Origin of the sequence: Austwickia sp., from assembly GCA_016699675.1 — a bacterium.
In the GTDB taxonomy this organism is placed as follows: domain Bacteria; phylum Actinomycetota; class Actinomycetes; order Actinomycetales; family Dermatophilaceae; genus Austwickia.
The window spans coordinates 607,614-624,654 of the sequence record CP064985.1; the positions used below are offsets into that span (position 1 = coordinate 607,614).

Below are 17,041 nucleotides of genomic sequence, written 5' to 3' on the forward strand. Positions count from 1 at the left end.
TATGACAAAGGCGCAGACCACCGGCTCTTGGCTACGCTTGGCGCTGGTGGCGGCCGAGTCTTATGGCAGTAGTTTGGTCGCAGCCAGCAGAGCGTGACATCGGGTCAGGCGGGCCCGCCACCACAGATCTCGCGCCGGCGGGACGGCCCAGCCCGCCAAGAGCTTCGGGTCGGCCGACACCCGACGTACCGTCAACTCCCCCGCCACCGGCACCATCGGCTCCGCCGCGACGTCGCCGGCCAGCAGCTCCACCGTGCCCAGCCCGCAGGCGTGCTCCAGCGACGGCAAGGCGGCCGCCAAGGCGACGCCCGCCGCGATCCCCACCGAGGTGTCCAGCGCGCTGCTCACCACCGCGGGCAGCCCGCAGTCCGCGACGACGCGCAGCGCCGCCCGCACCCCGCCCAGCGGCGCCACCTTGACGACGACCAGGTCCGCCGCGCCCAGGTCGCGCACCCGCAGCGGGTCGGCGGCCTTGCGGATCGACTCGTCGGCCGCGATCGGGACCGGCAGCCGGTCGCGGGCCAGCACCCCGCGCAGCTCGGCGAGTTCTTCGACGGCGCGGCAGGGCTGCTCGACGTACTCCAGGCCGTACGCCGCGAGCCGCCGTACCGCCTCCCGCGCCTCGTCCACCGACCACCCGCCGTTGGCGTCGACCCGCAGCCGCGCCGCCGGACCCATGACCTCGCGCACCCGCGCCACCCGGGCCACGTCGTCGGCGAGCGACTGCCCGGCCTCGGCGACCTTCACCTTGGCGGTGCAGCACCCGTCGTACCGCGCCAACACCGCGGCCACATCGTCAGCCACCACGGCCGGGACCGTCGCGTTGACCGGCACCGACGTGCGCACCGGCGGCGGAAAGCCGACCCACGCCGCCTCGATCGCCGCGGCGAGCCAGCGGGCGGCCTCGGCATCGCCGTACTCCACGAACGGCGCGAACTCCCCCCACCCCGCGGGGCCGCGCAGCAGCAGCGCCTCGCGCGCCGTCACTCCGCGAAACCGCACGCGCAGCGGGATGGCCACCACCCGCGCGGCGGCGAGCAGGTCATCCAGCGCGGGAACGGGTACGTCGTCCGCGGAGCTCACCCGCCCACGCTAGCGTCAGCCCAGTTCGGCGGCCTTGACCGCGGTGGCCACGATGAGGTCCATGACGCCCTCCACGGTGGCGTCCATGGGCAGCATGTTCACGGCCTTCGAGAGCCCCTGCAGCACCGGCGGGTGCACCTGGGCGCGGCCGGACTGCCCGATCGCCTTCGCGGTGACCGCGGCGGAGGCGATGTCCGGGAAGACGAACACCGTCGCGTCGCCGTCGGGCGAGCGGTGCCGGCGCGCCGCGTCCTGGAAGGCTTCGGGGCCCTCCGTGCGCAGGTCCGGGCGTCGTTCGGCGAGCATCTGGCGGGCCGCCGCGATGGTCTGGCGGTCGTGGTGCGCGGTCGGCGACCAGGACGTCGGCGCGACGAACGCGATGTGCGGGACGAGCCCGGCGAGCCGGGCTGTCGCCGCGGTCTGGTCGGCGATGCAGGCGAGCTGCTCGGCGTTCGGATGCGGGTTGATCAGCGCGTCCGCGAAGAAGACCACCTCGTCGGGCAGCATCGTCGCCGACGAACTCGACAGCGTGCGCACGTTCGAGCCGAGCGCCACGGCCGAGCGGACCGCCGCCAGGAAGCGGTCGCGGTCCTCGCCGATGCCGCCGACCAGGCCGTCGACCTCGCCCTCCCGCAGCAGCGCCAGGGCACGGATCAGCGGGTCGCCCGGCTCGAAGAACGTGCCCGCCGCCACCAGGGCGTCGCGGATGGCCATGGTCTCCGGGGTCTGCTGGGCGGGGTTGACGACCTGGGTGCCCAGCGGCAGCTGCAGGTGCAAGCGGTCCAGCTGGGCGTCGATGGCCGCCGGGTCGCCGATCAGCGTGAACTGCAGCGCGCCGAACCGGTGCAGGTGGGAGACCGCCTGCAGCACCCGGCTGTCGTCCCCGTCGGTGAGCGCGAGACGGACCCGACCCTTGCTCATCTCGGCGCGCAGGTGGTACTCGAACTGCGCCGGCGTCACCCTCACCGAGCTTTCGGCGGTGGGCAGCGACGCGAGGAAGTCCTCGTCGAAGCCCGCGGCGACGACGCGCATGACCCGACGGGCCCGGTCCTCGTCGTCCGCGGGGATGTCCTGGTCGATCCCGACGATCTGCTGCGCCGTCGGGAAGGTCTTCTCGTCGGTGAGCAGGAGCGGCAGGCCGGCTTCCAGCGCGGGCTCGACGAGACGGAGTACGTCGGGGTGCGGCGCGATCCCCGCCGTGAGCAGCAGGCCCGCCAGGCGGGTGCCGCCGGCCTCCGCGAGCGCGACGGAGAGCAGGACGTCGTGCCGGTCGCCCGGCGCCACGATCAGCGAGCCCTCCTCCAGGGAGGGGATGAACCCGAGGACCGCCTGGGCGGCGATGACCGTCCGGGCGACGCGGCGGCCGAGGTCGTGGCCCGAGATGACCTGGACGCCGAGGGCCCGGACGACGTCCGATACCCGCGGCTGAACGAACTCGGGGTGATCGCCGACGGTCCCGACGCAGCTCAGGTGGCGGCCGGCGACGGCGTCGACGTACGCCTGGTGGTCGGCCTCGGGGGGAATCCGGTTGGCGACGACGCCGATGACGCGGGACTGGCCGCGGGTCCGGTACATCTGCTCGGCCGTCGCCACCAGGTCGGCGAACCGCTCGGGCTCCAACGCGCCCGCGGCCGCGACGAGGACCACCTCGGCGTCGAGGGCCTGGGCGGTCTCGATGTTGATGCGGTCGGCGTACGGCTGGTTGGCCGTCGCCGCCAGTCCCTCCAGGACCAGGACGCGGTTCTCGGCGTCGAGGTCGGCGGTGCGCTCGATGATACGGGACATCGCGCCGATGAGGCGGCCCCCGGCGAGCCGCCGGTCCAGCTCCTCGACGGAGATCGGCTGCGGCGGGCGCAGCGACGTGGCCAGCCGGAACAGCTCGGTGGACTGGTCCTGGCCGAAGCCCCCGGCCTGCGCGAACGGCTTGCAGAACGCGACCGCGACGTGTCGCTCGCTCAGCGCATGCACGAGCCCGAGGCAGGCGACGGTAACGCCGGCGCCGTGGTTCACCGGGACGACGAGGATGCTGCGGGCCATGAGGGGGCTCCCTTTTTCGTTGCTGGCATATGACTGGCTGGCATATGACTGGCGGGTGCCGCGCATGGCGAGGCCGGCGGGGCCGGGCGCGCAACGCGCGAGACTTTCGTGTGCCCTATCGGCGGGCGCGCGGCGCTCGGGAGGCTTTTGCGCCCGCGGCCCGCCGGCTCGGCCCCTAGGATCGCGGACGTGACCAGCACCGAAGATGCCGACGACCGCTCCCGGCGTACCGCCTCCCCCGCCGATTCCCTCGCCGTCTCGCAGACCTTCGACCCGGCCGCCTGGGCCGAGGTGCCAGGGTTCGCGTTCACGGACATCACGTACCACCGCTGCGTCCTGCCCGGGCCCGTGCCCGCCCGGACGCTGGGGGCGGTGCGGATCGCATTCGACCGCCCCGAGGTGCTGAACGCGTTCCGGCCGCACACGGTCGACGAGCTCTACCGGGCGCTGGATCACGCCCGGATGTCCCCCGACGTCGGGGTGGTCCTGCTGACCGGGAACGGGCCGGGGCCGGAGGGCACCGGCAGCGCGGGCAAGTGGGCCTTCTGCACCGGCGGCGACCAGCGGATCCGGGGGCGGTCGGGCTACCAGTACGCCTCGGAGGACGCCACCGCCGCCGGCGACGAGGGTGCCAGCTCGGTGGACGAGGCCCGCGTCAAGGCCGAGGGTGGGCGGCTGCACATCCTGGAGGTGCAGCGCCTCATCCGCACCATGCCCAAGGTGGTGATCGCGCTGGTCAACGGCTGGGCCGCGGGGGGTGGCCACTCCCTGCACGTGGTGTGCGACCTGACGATGGCGAGCGCCGAACACGCGCGGTTCAAGCAGACCGACGCGGACGTGGGCAGCTTCGATGCCGGTTACGGCAGCGCCTATCTGGCGCGGATGGTCGGCCAGAAGTTCGCCCGCGAGATCTTCTTCCTCGGCCGCACCTATGGGGCGGACGACATGCACCGGATGGGCGCGGTGAACCTGGTCGTGCCCCACGCCGAGCTGGAGGCGCAGGCCATCGAGGTCGCCCGCGAGATCATGGGCAAGTCCCCGCAGGCGCAGCGGATGCTGAAGTTCGCGTTCAACCTGGTGGACGACGGGCTGGTCGGGCAGCAGGTATTCGCGGGCGAGGCGACGCGGCTGGCGTACATGACCGACGAGGCCGTCGAGGGCCGCGACCAGTTCCTGGAGAAGCGGAACCCCGACTGGAGCCCGTTCCCCTGGTACTTCTAAACCTCCTCGAGGAGGTGCTCCAAGACCGCGGCCTCGGCGCGCAGCTCAGCCGCGCGGTCGGCGACGGAGGCGGGTAGCTCGGCCGCGGCGGAGCGACGTTCGGCCACCTCCGCAGCCACGACGGCCCGCAGGTCGGGTTCGGTGAGCACCCGACGTGCGGCCTCCGCGGCCCCGATTCCCACGGCGGAGGTCTCGATGGCCCCGGCCCGCGGCGCCGCCACCCCCTCCGACTCGGCGTTGTCGATCGCCCCGAGCGCACTGCGGCACGCCCCCATGGCGACGCGGTCGCGTCGCTTCATCGCGGCGGTCAACTCGGCGCGCAGCGCCTGCCGGATCTCAGTGCTCACGAGCGCCAGTGCACCACGCCCGGGGGCCGGGGAGGTACCCGGTTTCCGGGACGCGATGGCGGCCGTTCCGCCAGAAAGGAGGCAATGGCGTCTGCGGCTCGGGCGTTGTGATCGTCCAGACCGTTCCACAGGTGATGGTCGACGCCGGGGAGGATCACCCGGCGCATCCGCGGGTCCGCCCCCAGAATCGCCGAGTTCCACCCGGGCATCTGCGCCGAACACTCCCCGGTGAGCAGCATCGCCCGAGTCTGGCTGCGCCCCAGCTCTGCGCCGATCGAGGGCGACTGCCTGATGCTCGCCATGACCTGTAACGACGCGGCCGGATTGAAGGAGAAGTTTGGCGGGCGAGTCCTCGATCGGGATGCGCCAGGCGTCGGCTGCGCAGTAGGAGTTCGCCGTGTCCGAGCCAAGATCCGCAGGAGTGAACGCGTTGAGGGCTTCCGCCTGGCCGACCAGCCCGTCTCCGGCCGCCACGAAGCCCAGGCGCATGAGGCCGAAGGCGACGGCGTACCGCGGTGTCGTCGTTGATCGCGGTCCCGTCGGCGCAGGCGCGAGCGTGGCGGCGGTTGGAACCGATGGCGGGCCATCGAGCGCCGCCGTCGGCCCGTCCATGGGACCGGGCTCGGCGATGACCGCGGCGTGAATGCGTCGGGTTCTGTGAGGCGTGGCGAGGGCCCGCGTGAGCAGCGTTCCGCCCGCCGAGAACCCAACGACGTCGACCTGCTCGGCACCCAGGACGTCGAGCACAGCGTCGAAGTCGCGCCCCTGCCGGTCGATGGAGTAGTCGCCGAGGGGAAGCAGGCCACTGCGGCCTGCCCCGGCCTGCTCGTACAGGTAAACGTCATAACCGCGCTCGGCAAGCTCGGCGAAGAACCGGTGGTCGAGCAGCGCGATGCCTCGGACCGGTCCGCCGTGGAGGTACACGACGGGCAGCGGATAACGCAGGAGACCTAGGGCCGGGTAGTGGTACAGGGTGACATTGCTGCCGGTGGGCAGCGCCACGCGAGCCGCGCTGAGCTGGGGCAGGTCGGGCGGGAAGAGCCGCTCGGTCGACACCGACGGAACGCACACCGCGCCCGTCGCGACCGCGGCGACGAGGAGCCCACCCCAACCGCTGGCGGCGCGGCGGGGGTCGCCGGGCCGGCGTCCGAACCAGTACGTCATGATCGCGCCGATTGCCAGCGTCCCTGCCCACGCTAACCCCCTCGGGTTGACTCAGCGGTAGATCGGGCCGCGGTGCAGCTTGTACGGCGCCGCCTGGGCCACCGGCTTCACCGTCATCTTGTCGATGTTCACGTGGTGCGGCAGCTCGGCCACCCAGGCGACGCACTCGGCGACGTCGTCCTGGGTCAGGGGCCGGTCGACGCCCTCGTACACCTTCTTCGCCTTGTCCGCGTCCCCGTCGAAGCGCACCAGCGAGAACTCGTCCGACTCGACCATCCCCGGGGCGATGTCGCAGACCCGGACGGGCTTGCCGTTGAGCTCCAGCCGCAGCGCGTCGTTGATCGCCACCTCGGCGAACTTGGCCGCGTTGTAGCCGCCCCCACCCTCGTACGCGATCTGCCCGGCGATGCTCGTGATCGTGATGATCGTCCCCTGGCCGGAGGCGATCAGCGCGGGCAGCAGCGCCTTGGTGACCGCGACCGTGCCGAGCACGTTGGTCTCGAACATCGCCCGGTACCGGTCCAGGTCCGCGGCGTCGATCCGGTCCGTGCCGAGCGCGCCGCCGGCGTTGTTGACCAGCAGCGTCACGCTCTTCCCGGCTGACTCGGCCAGCTTCGCCACGTCCGCGGGGTCCGTGACGTCGCACGCCACGGCCCGGCACCCCGTCTCCCGGGCCAGCTCCTCCAGGCGGTCCAGCCGCCTCGCGGCCGCCACCACCTCGAACCCGTCGCGGGCCAGCCGCCGGGCCGTCGCCTTGCCGATGCCGCTGCTCGCGCCCGTCACCACTGCCACTCCACGGTTCGTCATGGCGGTCATTCTGCGCCACCGTGCTCGCGGCGAGACACCTGCGGTCCCGCGCGCTTGATCCTCCGCGGGACCTCTTACAGTGAGGCCGTGCCGCGCCTGGTCCCGCTTCCCGTGCCCGCGGGTCCGTCGTGCCTGCGCATCGTGCCCGCGCTGCGGGCGGCGCTGGCCGGGTCGGGCCCCGCGGTCGCGCCGTACGCCGCGGAGGGCGCCCCGCTGGTCCTCCCCCCGTACGTCGAGTCGGACCTGCCCGACGACCTCGCCGTGGTGGTCGGGACGTCGGGGTCGACCGGGCCGCCCAAGCTGGCGCTGCTCGGCGCCGCCGCGCTCGCCGCCAGCGCGGACGCCACTGCGGCTCGACTGGGCGGGCGAGGCGATTGGCTGCTCGCCCTGCCCGCGCACCACATCGCCGGGCTGCAGGTCCTGCTGCGCGCGGCCGCGTGGGACACCCGCGTCCGCGTCCTACCGGCCGGCCCGTTCCGCGCCGAGGCGTTCACCGCGGCGGCCGCGGCCCTGCACGACGAGACGCCGGCTGCAGGCTCCAGCGCGCCCGGCTATGTCTCGCTCGTCCCCACCCAGCTGGGTCGCCTCCTCGACGACGCCCCGGCAACGGCCGAGCTGAGCCGCTTCGCCGCCGTGCTCGTCGGCGGGGCCGCCTGCCCGCCCGAGCTGCTGACCAGGGCCGCCGCGGCGGGCGTCCGGGTCGTCACCACCTATGGGTCCAGCGAGACCTGCGGCGGGTGCGTGTACGACGGCGTGCCGCTCGACTGCGCCGACGTCGTCGTGGAGCGCCCCGATGAGACCGGCATCGGGCGCCTGCTGCTGGGCGGGCCGATGCTGGCGGCGGGGTACCTCGGCGACCCCGCCCGCAGCGCCGCGGCCTTCCCCACGTACGACGGCCGCCGCGTCTTCCGCACCGACGACCTCGGCCGGATCAGCACCCAGGTCACGGTGCTCGGTCGCGCCGACGACGTCATCGTCACGGGCGCGCTGAAGGTCCTGCCCGGCCAGGTCGAGGACGCGATCCGCGCCGCCCTCCCCGGCTGGGACGTCACGGTCGTCGGCGTCCCCGACCCCGATTGGGGCCACGTCGTCGCGGCCGCCTTAGCCCCCGCCGACCCAGAACATCAGCCGCGCACCCCGCCGACCCTGGAGCAGCTGCGCGACGCCGTACGGCCCGCGCTCCCGGCGTACGCGCTCCCCCGCGCGCTCCTCGTTCTGCCCGCATTGCCGCTGCTCGGGATCGGGAAACCCGACCGCGCGGCGGTGCGAGCGGCATTCGCGGCGCGGGCTTGACAGAATGGGCCGCACCCCCACCGGATCGAGCGAAGAGGAACACCCGTGCTGCGGGTCCTGCTGACCCTTGCCCTGCTGGGCTTCACCGTGTACGCCGTCGTCGACTGCATCCAGACCGAGGACGAGCGCGTCCGGAATCTGCCCAAGCTCGCCTGGGTGGCGCTGGTCCTGCTCTTCACCCCGGCCGGCGGCATCGCCTGGTTCATCGCCGGGCGCCCGACGGACGCCGGGGGCTTCCCCCGGATCGGCCCCGGCGTCGGCCCGTTCGGCGGTGGTCCCCAGGACCGCCCTCGCGGGCCGGGAGGCTGGGGCGGCCGCGGCGGCGGATCCGGGCCGACCGGGCCGCGCGGACCGGATGACGACCCCGATTTCCTGAAGAAGCTCTGATGGCCACCCTCGCGCAATGGGTCGAGGGGGCGCGCCCGCGCACGCTCCCCGCCGCCGTCGCCCCGGTGGTGATCGGGACCGGGGCCGCCTACGCCGCCGGCCAGGCCTCCGCCGCCGGCGCCCTCCTCGCGCTCCTCGTCGCCGTGTCGCTGCAGGTGGGGGCCAACTATGCCAACGACTACTCGGACGGGGTCCGCGGCACGGACACCCGCCGGGTGGGTCCGGTGCGGCTGGTCGGCCAGGGCCTGGCGAAGCCCGCGGACGTCAAGGCGGCGGCGTACTGCTGCTTCGCGTTCGCCGGCATGTGCGGGCTCGGGCTGTGCGCCCTGGCGAACACGTTCTGGATCCTCATCATCGGCGCGGCGGCGATCGCAGCGGCGTGGTTCTACACGGGGGGCAAGAAGCCGTACGGCTATCACGGCCTCGGCGAGCTGTTCGTGTTCGTCTTCTTCGGGCTGGTCGCGGTGCTGGGCACGCAGTTCACCCAGGCGCTACGGCTGACCGGCGGGGCGTGGTTCGCGGCGATCGCGGTGGGCCTGCTGAGCTGCGCGATCCTCATGATCAACAACATCCGGGACATCCCCGGCGACTGGGCCAGCGGGAAGAAGACGTTCGCCGTCTGGCTGGGCGACAAGGCGGCGCGCGCGACGTACCAGCTCTATCTCGCCGGGGCCGTCCTCGCGACGGTGCTCGCCGCCCTGTACCACCGCGGCGCGCTCGCCGGGCTGCTCGCGTTCGCGCTGGCCGTGGCCCCGGTGCGGACGACGCGCAGCGGGGCGAAGGGCAAGGAGCTGATTCCGGTGCTGGCGGAGACTGGCCGGCTGACGCTGGCGTACGGGCTGCTCACCGGCCTCGGCATGGCGATCCTGTCCCAGCCGCTGCTGGGCTGAGGACACCACGCGGGAAACTCTGCCCAAAGTCTCCCCTATGCTCGCCGGACCGCGGGAGAATCGGCGGCGTACCTCGTCCTCCCAAGGAGTGCCATGCCCCGCGTCCTGATCGCCTGCGACAAATTCAAGGGTTCCCTCACCGGGTCCGAGGTGCTGGCGGCGATCACCGCCGGGATGCGTTCGGCCGTGCCGGATCTCGAGGTCTCGAGCACGCTCATCGCCGACGGCGGCGACGGCACGCTCGACGCGGCCGAGTCGTGTGGGTTCACGCGGGTCCCCGTGACCGCGGCGGGTCCGTTCGGGGAGCCGGGGCAGACGTCGTACGCCGTACGCGGTGCGCAGGCTGTCATCGAGATGGCCGACGCCTGCGGCATCGTCCGGGCGGGCGACCGACGTGACGCGCTCGGCGCGACCAGCCGCGGGGTCGGCGACGTCATGCGGGCGGCGCTGGACGCGGGGGTACGCGATCTGGTGCTGGGCATCGGCGGCAGCGCCTCGACGGACGGCGGCGCCGGGATGCTGCAGGCGCTGGGGGCCCGGCTCCTCGACGCGTCCGGGGCCGAGCTGCCGCCCGGGGGCGCGGCCCTGGCCCGGCTGGCCACCCTGGATCTGAGCACGCTGCACCCGGCGCTCGCCGACAGCACGATCACGCTGGCCAGCGACGTCAACAACCCGCTGCTGGGCGAGCGCGGCTGCGTGGCGATCTTCGCGCCGCAGAAGGGCGCCGACGAGGCGATGCGGGCGGAACTGGAGGCTGCGCTGACACACTACGCGGCGCAGGTCACCGCGGCGATGGGTCGCGACGACACCGAGCTGCCGGGGGCGGGAGCGGCGGGCGGGGTGGGGTACGCGGCGCTGGCCGTGCTCGGCGCCCGGATGCGGCCCGGCATCGACGTGGTGCTGGAGCTGGGCGAGTTCACCTCGCTGCTGCCGGGATCCGACCTCGTGGTGACCGGGGAGGGGGCGCTGGATCTGCAGACGTTGCTCGGGAAGGCCCCGGCGGGGGTGGCGCGGGCGGCGGGCGAGGCCGGCGTACCCGTCATCGCCCTGTGCGGGCGGGCGTTGCTGAGCGACGAGGAGGTCGCGCAGACCGGGCTCGACGCGATCTACCAGCTCGTGGACCTCGAACCCGACCCGGCGGTGTGCATACGCGACGCCGACCGGCTGCTGCGCGAACTGGCAGCCCAGGCGGCGCGGGACCGCTTCGGCGGCTGACGATGACTACACCCCGCGGCTGACGCGTACCACGCACCCCGATCTGCGGCCGTTTTCCGTCACCATGGTGACGGGGATACAGACATAACCCATCACCATGGTGACAGGTTATGTCTATAGCGCACGTTTCCAGGCAACAACATTTCTGTCCCGGTGCGGTCAGGCGTGGGCCAGGTGCGGTCAGGCCTGGGCCAGGTGTTCCAGCAGCGCCGCGACGACCTCGTCTTGCGCCTCCAGGTGCGGGCCGTGGCCCACGCCGGGCAGGGCCAGCTCGCGGTAGCGGCCACCGGCGGCGGCGTACCGCTCCAGCACCGCCCGCGTCTGAGCCAGCATCGGCTGGGGCGGCAGGACATCCGCGCCCGGCCAGCCCGGGAACAACCCCAGCTGCCCGAGCAGCGCCAGGTCCAGGCCGGAGGGCTCGTTGACGATCCGGTCCACCTCGCCGCGGATCCACAGCACCGGCGGCCGGGGCGCGTCGGGGGCCCGGCTGGGCAGGTCGGCGAGGTCGTCCCAGCGGCAGTACAGCGGGGACATCGAGTTCAGCACGCCCCGCGTCCCGGGAGCGAAGCCCGGCCAGTTCGGCGAGGTCGTCGCGTCGCCGGGGTAGAAATCGGGCCCGGTACGCGTCGTACAGACCGAGGCGACCCACAGATCCTCGTCCGGCCACGGCTCCTCGCGCGGCGCCACGTAGAACCCCCGCACGGTCGCGCGCGGCGAGGCGAGCTCCGGCTCCGCCTTCGTGCCCGTCCCCTCGCCGTCGCCGGCCGCGATCAGCTCCACGAGCCGCGGGTTGCCGCCCCCGCCGCCGGTGCCCGCCCCGTCCTCGAACGCCAGCCGTCCAGCCGCGTCGACCGTGCAGCCGAACCCGTACGGCGAGATCGGCGCCTGCAGCGTCAGCGTCCGCACCCGCTGCGGCGCGTCCGCGGCCAGCCGCGCCACCACCCCGCCGCCCATCGACCAGCCGACGAAGTCGGCCCGATCCAGGCGGAGCGCGTCCAGCAGGGCCACCAGGTCCTCGGCGTGGTCCCGCAGGCCGCGGGTCGCGTCGATCGGGCGCGGCTCGGTCTCGCCGAAGCCGCGCAGGTCGACGGCCAGAGGCCGTACGTCGTCCGGCAGCGCCAGCATCAGCCGCTGCCAGAACAGCGAACTCGACGCGTTGCCGTGCACGAGCAGGAGTGGACGTGCGCCGGGGTCCGGTTCGTCGGCCCTGGTCAGCACGCGCAGGCGCAGCCGGTCGGTGGCGACGTCGGCCGCCTGGATGCCGGGCAGGAGGTGCTGAGCTGCGACGGGGTGCAGGCTCATGGCGGCAGCCTAGGGCGGTCACCCACCCGGAGGCCGGTTGGGCACTTAGCCGAACAGGCCGCCCCCGCCCCCGGACGACGGCGGCGGGGTCCACTCGAATGCCTGCACGATGACGAAACCCGGGCCGTGGAACGCGTATTGGAACGCCTCTCCCGTCCCGCCCCGCAGCAGGCTGCGGACGTTCATGGAGTTGACCACCTGGGGCACGAGGTTGGCCGACCAGCCGACGCAGGCGTTCATGTCGACGTACGTCGGTTGCTGCGCGCAGTCCAGCACCACCGGCTTGCCGACGGAGGCGAGCGCGACGGTGCCCTGGCCGTGCACGAGGGTGTTGAACATCCCGCCGGACATCATGCCGGCGCCCTGCACGCGGTGGATGTCCCAGTTCAGGGCCGCGTCGAAGGCCAGCAGGTTGCGGCCGTTGATCGAGATGCCGTCGCCGCCGAGGTCGATGAGGTAGACGTACCCGCCGGACGCCGCGAAGAAGACCTCGCCCTGGCCGCGCACGCGCATGAGCGGTACGTCGTCCTGGGCGATCATCTTCTTCAGCAGCTTGCCCACCGAGCCGGCGCCCTCGTGCTGGAACTCGATCTGCCCCTGGTAGGCGACCATCGAGCCCTTCACGGCCAGGACGTCGGGTCCGAGGCTGACCCGCAGCAGCTGACTGTTCTGCAACGCGAACCGCTGGTTCGTCTGCACTTCCAAGTTGGCCTGGTCGAAGAGGTTGCTCTGCATGACCCGAGCCTAGACACAGCAGGGTGATCGGCGGGCGCGTCGACAGGCCGCCGGGAGGCCCGAGGCGCCCGGACGGCAGGGCCACCTCGTCGTCAGGACGTGGGGGGCGTGGGCCTGGGCGTGTGCGGAGTGGTCACGCAGGCAGGTCCCTCGCGCATCAAGGCGCACTGGGCGACGACCTCCTCCAGATCCTCGGCCGATATCGCGTCCACCAGTTGCCGCGACTCCACCACGATGGTCATCGACACACCGCTTCGGACCGGTACCGGTGCGGCGCCGACACGTGGACCCAAAGTCGTCCCGCGCCAACCGATGACGTCCGTCGACGCCGAATCGAGCATCAGCTCCACGCGCATCCCGTTGTCGGCTGTCAAGGGACAGTCGGAACTGCCCAGTGGCGGACATGAAAGCTGCCCGCTGACGGTCACGAGATCTGCCCGGTGGTGGCCACGGGATCTACCCAAGGGGGTTGTGGCCACCACCGACCAGGGTGGTCAGTTCAACGGGCTCACCCCTTGACCGGCGAGTGCTTGGGTGAGCCGGACGCTGTCGCCGCTGGTCTGGCAGACGTGGGCGTGGTGGAGCAGTCGGTCCACCGTGGCGGTGGCCAGCGTCTTGGGCATCAGCTCGTCGAACCCAGAGGGGTGGAGGTTCGAGCTGATCGCGACTGACCGCTTCTCATAGGCGGCGTCGACGAGTCTGTAGAGCCCCTCGGCGGCGTCCGCGGCGACCGGCAGCAGGCCGATGTCATCGACGATGACCAGGTCGGCGCGCAGGACCCGGGCGATGGCCTTGGTGACAGTGTCGTCCGCACGGTGCCTTCGGAGTAGGACGCCGAGGTCTTCCAGGGTGAACCAGGCGACCTTCAACCCGGCCTCGACGGCTTGCTGGCCAAGGGCCTCCAGCAGGAACGTCTTCCCGGTGCCCGACGGGCCGCAGACCACGAGGTTCTCGCGGCGGTGGACCCATTCCAGGGTGCGGAGCGCCTGCTGGGTCGGGACTGGGATCGAGGATGCCTCGGGCTGCCACGCGTCGAAGGTCTTCCCGGTGGGGAAGCCCGCCGACGCTCGCCGGGTGACAAGTGCGGAACGCTCCCGGCCGGCGACCTCCTCGGCGAACAGCGCCTTCAACACCTCGGCGGGCTCCCAGCGTTGGGCTTTCGCGGTTGCGACGACCTCGGGTGCGTGACGACGGATGTGCGGCAGCCGCAACCGGCGCAACAGCTCCTCCAGTTCGGCTGGCAGCGGCGGTGCTGACGCCGTGCTTCTCGTCGTCATCGGGCCACCTCGTTCCCGTCGCGGCCGTCGTGCTGGCCGACCTGTTCACCGAGCCGTGCCCATGCGCTGGTGCCCTGGGTCAGCGAGGAGTCCTCGCTGGCCCGGTGCTCACCGGCTTTCGGTGCTCGGGCGTGGTGGTCCAGGATCGAGGACAGGTCTGCTTCGGCGAACCGGCCGTGCACGGCGGCGTGGCCCAGTGCCCAGTCGACCTCGACGGGGTCGAACAGCTTGGCCAAGCTGAGGGCTTCGGCCATCTTGACGCGCATCCGTGGTGTGCCTGCGGCGGCGGCCTCGATCAGCCACAACCTCGCGCCCTCGCCCAGGTCGAGGAAGTCGGACTCGGCCGGGTTCTTCGCACGGGGCTGGCGGTCCAGTGGCCCGGACGGCTGGGCTGGGAAGTGCTCGTCATCGATCTTCGGGGTGCCGGGTGTGGCCCGGCGGTGGCGGGCGACTTCGAGGGGACCGTCCTGGCCGACGTGGACGATGACGACCCACTCGTCCTCGCCGACACCATGGGCACGGACCCACACCGTCGCACCCAGCAGGGCATGCGGGACCGAGTACTGGCCGGACTCGAACATCACCATCGGTGTGTTGCCCGGCACCACCCGCGTGGTGCCGAACGCGACCGTGTGCGGGGTCATCGGGACCGGGTGCAGCCGGACCCGTTCCTCGGCGAGCATCTCGATCGGTGGCCGACGAGTGACCCGGTGCGCTCGGGTGTTGACCTTCTCGCAGAACTCCACGCACGCCGCCTCGAGCTCGGCGAACGAGGCGTACCCCTCGCGCAGGTTGGTGTCCTTGGGGACCAGGTCGGCCTTGCTGATCTTCACCGACGACTCGGTGCCGCCCTTGGACGCCGGATCGGCCGGGACGCAGGTGTGCACGACCATCGAGTAGTGCTCGGCGAACGCCACCAGCTGCGGATTCCGCACCGGAATTCCGGCGATGTGCTCGACCGTGACGGTCTTCTCGTTGTCGGTCAACACATAGGTCGGCACCCCACCCAGCCGCCGGAACGTCACGTCCAGGGCAGCGAACACCGAGGGCATCGTCTTGTCGCGGATCGGCAACACGACCCGGAACCGCGACCAAGCCAGCCAGGCGACGAACAGCACGGTCTTGACGCCGTCGACGACGGGGCCATCGCCGTAGTCGTACTGCAACCACATCCCCGGCTCAGTCACCCAGGGACGGTGCACCCGCACGTGTCCGGCCCGGTAGGACTTCTTGACCTTCGCGACCGCACGGCGGGTGGTGCGCTCCGACCCTCCGTAGCCCAGGGCGAGCAGCTTCTCGTGCGCCACATCGGCACGGACCTTCCCGACCGACCGCTCGACCCACTCCTCGACCTTGGGCAGATACTCATCGATCAACATCGGCCGCACCGCCGCCGCCGGCAACTCCCGCCGCCAGCACGGCGATCCACGTACCGCTTCCACCGTGTGGTGGGAGCAGCCAGCCAGCTCGCCGGCATCGCGCAACGAACCTGTTAGGTCGTAGGCATCCAACATTTCCATGATCTCCTCGGCAGACTTCAACTCATCCCTTCCTCGGGAGCGATAGGGCGCATCAGCACCGCTCATCGCACCCGAGGAAGGGGCCTCAACCGCGCAGGTCGGCGAGGCAGACGACGTCGTGTCGGGCAGATCCCATGACCGTCAGTGGGCAGTTCTCACGTCCGCCAGCGGGCAGCTTCGTGGCCGTCTCCGGGCAGTTTCTCGTGGCCGCCGACAGTCGGCATCGTCATAGCCGTACGCCGTCCCGGCCCGCCCCTCGAGCACCGCTGGCTGCACCGTGATCCCGGGCAACGTCGGCAGGAGCATCGTCATGGCGTGCCGTAGATCAGCGGGCAGGCGCAGGCTCTCCAGCGCCTCGATCGCGTGCCCCCGAGCGAGCGCATCCGGCGTCGACACCATCCGGGTGCGGCGGATCTCTTCCTCGACGGAGGCGTAGAGATCCTGGCGGAGCAGCTGGGGATCCCGGGGCCGTGCCGCAGCCCAGTCGGCGTCCGGTCGCGCCCACGATCCACGCGTGATCTCCGGTTCGCGGTCCACCGAACGGACTCGCGCCGGCGGCCCTCCCGACCCGTCGCCGCCGACCAACGTGGCGGCTCCGAGTCCGGTCTCGGCAACGCTCCAGCCCGGCCGGCCGGGGTCCACCGAGTCGTACCGGACGATCGAGGCGGGCACTAGCCAGACGCCGCGTTGCTCGGTCGCTTTCACCGACGGCCCATAACCCTCTCCGACCAACGTCGTTCCGTGCAGCACGGTCTTCCAGTACTGCGACGCGGAGGTCGGGGTGACCGGCCGGGGGGTCACGGAGGAGGTGGCGACCGGGAGGCCCGGGCTGACCTGGGCGTCGTGGCGCAGGACCGGCGGGATGATGAGCACCCCGGCCAGGGTCGCGGCGGCCGCGACGGCGATGCCGCCGACCAGCCACGGCCGCCGGGTCGGCGCCGGCGGCGGTGGCGGCGCGGTCACGCGACCGGCGGTGATGTCGGCGATGAGGGCGGCGGCGCGCGCGTCGCCGTACGGCGTCTCGTCCCGCACCGGGTTCGCCGCGGCCAGGTCGTCCACGAACGTCATGGCTTGCTCCTCTCGGTCTCGGGTGCGGTCTCGGGCGCGGGTTGCGGTGCCGGGTGGCGGACGGCGCGCAAGGTGCCGGAGGCGCTCGAGCCCGCACGCCGTACGCCGGGTGGGCACAGCGCCTCGGCCTTGCGGCGCGCCCGATGGAGGCGGACGCGGGCGGCGCCCGGCGTACAGCCCAGCACCCCCGCGATCTCCCGCGGCGCGAGCCCTTCCCAGGCGGCCAGCCGCAACAGCTCCTCCTCGTCGGGCGGCAGCGCGTCGAGCACGTCGTTAACCCAGGCCAACTCGCCGCCGCCGGCGCCGGCCGGCTCGCCCCCGAACGCGACCCCCGCGACCCCGGCCAACCCCGCGTGCCCGACGGGCCCGCCGCCCCCTCCCCCGCTCACGCCGCCGGGCTGGGCCGCGACCCGCGCGATGAGCCGCGCCCGTCGGGCATCGGCGCGCTGGCGCGCGGCGACGCGATGCCAGGCGCAGCGATACAGCCAGGGCCGCGCCTCGTCGGGCAGCTGGTCTCGGCAGGCCCAGGCCGTGGCGAAGACGTCGACGACCACGTCGTCGGCGTCATCTGCGCCGACCCGGCGAAGCGCGTAGGCGCGCACCGCTGCGTGATGGGCGCGGAAGAAGGCTTCGAACCAGGCCTCGTCCCGACCGCCCTGCCCGCTGCGTCCGCTCACACCCTGATAGTGCCGGCG

Annotated in this window: 16 protein-coding genes; 5 read left to right on the top strand and 11 right to left on the bottom strand. The window is 72.8% G+C overall.

Annotation, left to right across the window (positions count from 1 at the left end; translation table 11 throughout):
• Positions 1-60: 60 nt before the first annotated feature.
• Positions 61-1,083, bottom strand: coding sequence for an o-succinylbenzoate synthase (locus tag IPK37_02755; protein ID QQS01406.1), 1,023 nt, complete (start codon positions 1,081-1,083; stop codon positions 61-63).
• Positions 1,084-1,098: 15 nt separating this feature from the next.
• Complete coding sequence (locus IPK37_02760) at positions 1,099-3,120, bottom strand: AAA family ATPase (GenBank protein ID QQS01407.1); 2,022 nt, start codon at positions 3,118-3,120, stop codon at positions 1,099-1,101.
• 189 nt (positions 3,121-3,309) lie between these two features.
• Here IPK37_02760 and IPK37_02765 point away from each other — a divergent pair, with 189 nt between their 5' ends.
• Positions 3,310-4,341, top strand: a complete 1,032-nt coding sequence (locus tag IPK37_02765; protein QQS01408.1) for a 1,4-dihydroxy-2-naphthoyl-CoA synthase — start codon at positions 3,310-3,312, stop codon at positions 4,339-4,341.
• On the opposite strand, the gene IPK37_02770 is transcribed toward IPK37_02765, so the two are convergent.
• Both IPK37_02770 and IPK37_02775 read right to left on the bottom strand, forming a co-directional pair.
• Positions 4,338-5,852, bottom strand: coding sequence for an alpha/beta fold hydrolase (locus IPK37_02770; GenBank protein QQS01409.1), 1,515 nt, complete (start codon positions 5,850-5,852; stop codon positions 4,338-4,340). The genes IPK37_02765 and IPK37_02770 overlap by 4 nt on opposite strands.
• Positions 5,853-5,903: 51 nt before the next feature.
• Positions 5,904-6,659, bottom strand: a complete 756-nt coding sequence (locus IPK37_02775) for an SDR family oxidoreductase (protein QQS01410.1) — start codon at positions 6,657-6,659, stop codon at positions 5,904-5,906.
• A gap of 87 nt (positions 6,660-6,746) precedes the next feature.
• On the opposite strand from IPK37_02775, the gene IPK37_02780 reads away from it, so the two are divergent.
• The 4 genes from IPK37_02780 to IPK37_02795 all read left to right on the top strand — a co-directional run bounded on the left by IPK37_02780 (position 6,747) and on the right by IPK37_02795 (position 10,444).
• Positions 6,747-7,952, top strand: coding sequence for an AMP-binding protein (locus IPK37_02780; protein QQS01411.1), 1,206 nt, complete (start codon positions 6,747-6,749; stop codon positions 7,950-7,952).
• Positions 7,953-7,997: 45 nt separating this feature from the next.
• Entirely contained in the window at positions 7,998-8,339 is a 342-nt protein-coding gene (locus tag IPK37_02785; protein ID QQS01412.1) for a PLDc_N domain-containing protein, read from the top strand.
• Complete coding sequence (locus IPK37_02790) at positions 8,339-9,229, top strand: 1,4-dihydroxy-2-naphthoate polyprenyltransferase (GenBank protein ID QQS01413.1); 891 nt, start codon at positions 8,339-8,341, stop codon at positions 9,227-9,229. Before IPK37_02785 ends, IPK37_02790 begins: the two co-directional genes overlap by 1 nt.
• A 93-nt stretch (positions 9,230-9,322) precedes the next feature.
• Positions 9,323-10,444: a glycerate kinase gene (locus IPK37_02795; GenBank protein QQS01414.1), complete on the top strand. Its 1,122-nt coding sequence runs from the start codon at positions 9,323-9,325 to the stop codon at positions 10,442-10,444.
• 180 nt (positions 10,445-10,624) lie between these two features.
• Here IPK37_02795 and IPK37_02800 read toward each other — a convergent pair whose 3' ends face one another.
• The 7 genes from IPK37_02800 to IPK37_02830 all read right to left on the bottom strand — a co-directional run bounded on the left by IPK37_02800 (position 10,625) and on the right by IPK37_02830 (position 17,023).
• Positions 10,625-11,746: an alpha/beta fold hydrolase gene (locus tag IPK37_02800; protein ID QQS01415.1), complete on the bottom strand. Its 1,122-nt coding sequence runs from the start codon at positions 11,744-11,746 to the stop codon at positions 10,625-10,627.
• Positions 11,747-11,791: 45 nt separating this feature from the next.
• Positions 11,792-12,481 (bottom strand): AIM24 family protein, encoded by a 690-nt coding sequence (locus tag IPK37_02805; GenBank protein ID QQS01416.1) that lies wholly within the window; start codon positions 12,479-12,481, stop codon positions 11,792-11,794.
• A gap of 92 nt (positions 12,482-12,573) precedes the next feature.
• Entirely contained in the window at positions 12,574-12,831 is a 258-nt protein-coding gene (locus tag IPK37_02810; GenBank protein QQS01417.1) for a hypothetical protein, read from the bottom strand.
• 144 nt (positions 12,832-12,975) lie between these two features.
• On the bottom strand, positions 12,976-13,758 hold the full coding sequence (locus IPK37_02815) for an ATP-binding protein (GenBank protein QQS01418.1): 783 nt from the start codon (positions 13,756-13,758) through the stop codon (positions 12,976-12,978).
• On the bottom strand, positions 13,755-15,299 hold the full coding sequence (locus IPK37_02820; GenBank protein ID QQS02622.1) for an IS21 family transposase: 1,545 nt from the start codon (positions 15,297-15,299) through the stop codon (positions 13,755-13,757). Before IPK37_02820 ends, IPK37_02815 begins: the two co-directional genes overlap by 4 nt.
• Before the next feature lie 120 nt (positions 15,300-15,419).
• A complete protein-coding gene (locus IPK37_02825) occupies positions 15,420-16,346 on the bottom strand; it encodes a hypothetical protein (GenBank protein ID QQS01419.1) in 927 nt (308 codons plus the stop codon).
• A complete protein-coding gene (locus tag IPK37_02830) occupies positions 16,343-17,023 on the bottom strand; it encodes an RNA polymerase sigma factor (GenBank protein ID QQS01420.1) in 681 nt (226 codons plus the stop codon). The genes IPK37_02825 and IPK37_02830 overlap by 4 nt, the downstream gene beginning before the upstream one ends.
• Between the last annotated feature and the right edge of the window lie 18 nt (positions 17,024-17,041).

Bases quoted from the DNA above. Each gene is read 5' to 3' on its own strand.
- IPK37_02760 (QQS01407.1), bottom strand. From the start codon at position 3,120: ATGGCCCGCAGCATCCTCGTCGTCCCGGTGAACCACGGCGCCGGCGTT.
- IPK37_02825 (QQS01419.1), bottom strand. From the start codon at position 16,346: ATGACGTTCGTGGACGACCTGGCCGCGGCGAACCCGGTGCGGGACGAG.
- IPK37_02775 (QQS01410.1), bottom strand. From the start codon at position 6,659: ATGACGAACCGTGGAGTGGCAGTGGTGACGGGCGCGAGCAGCGGCATC.
- IPK37_02795 (QQS01414.1), top strand. From the start codon at position 9,323: ATGCCCCGCGTCCTGATCGCCTGCGACAAATTCAAGGGTTCCCTCACC.
- IPK37_02815 (QQS01418.1), bottom strand. From the start codon at position 13,758: ATGACGACGAGAAGCACGGCGTCAGCACCGCCGCTGCCAGCCGAACTG.
- IPK37_02790 (QQS01413.1), top strand. From the start codon at position 8,339: ATGGCCACCCTCGCGCAATGGGTCGAGGGGGCGCGCCCGCGCACGCTC.
- IPK37_02770 (QQS01409.1), bottom strand. From the start codon at position 5,852: ATGACGTACTGGTTCGGACGCCGGCCCGGCGACCCCCGCCGCGCCGCC.
- IPK37_02805 (QQS01416.1), bottom strand. From the start codon at position 12,481: ATGCAGAGCAACCTCTTCGACCAGGCCAACTTGGAAGTGCAGACGAAC.
- IPK37_02800 (QQS01415.1), bottom strand. From the start codon at position 11,746: ATGAGCCTGCACCCCGTCGCAGCTCAGCACCTCCTGCCCGGCATCCAG.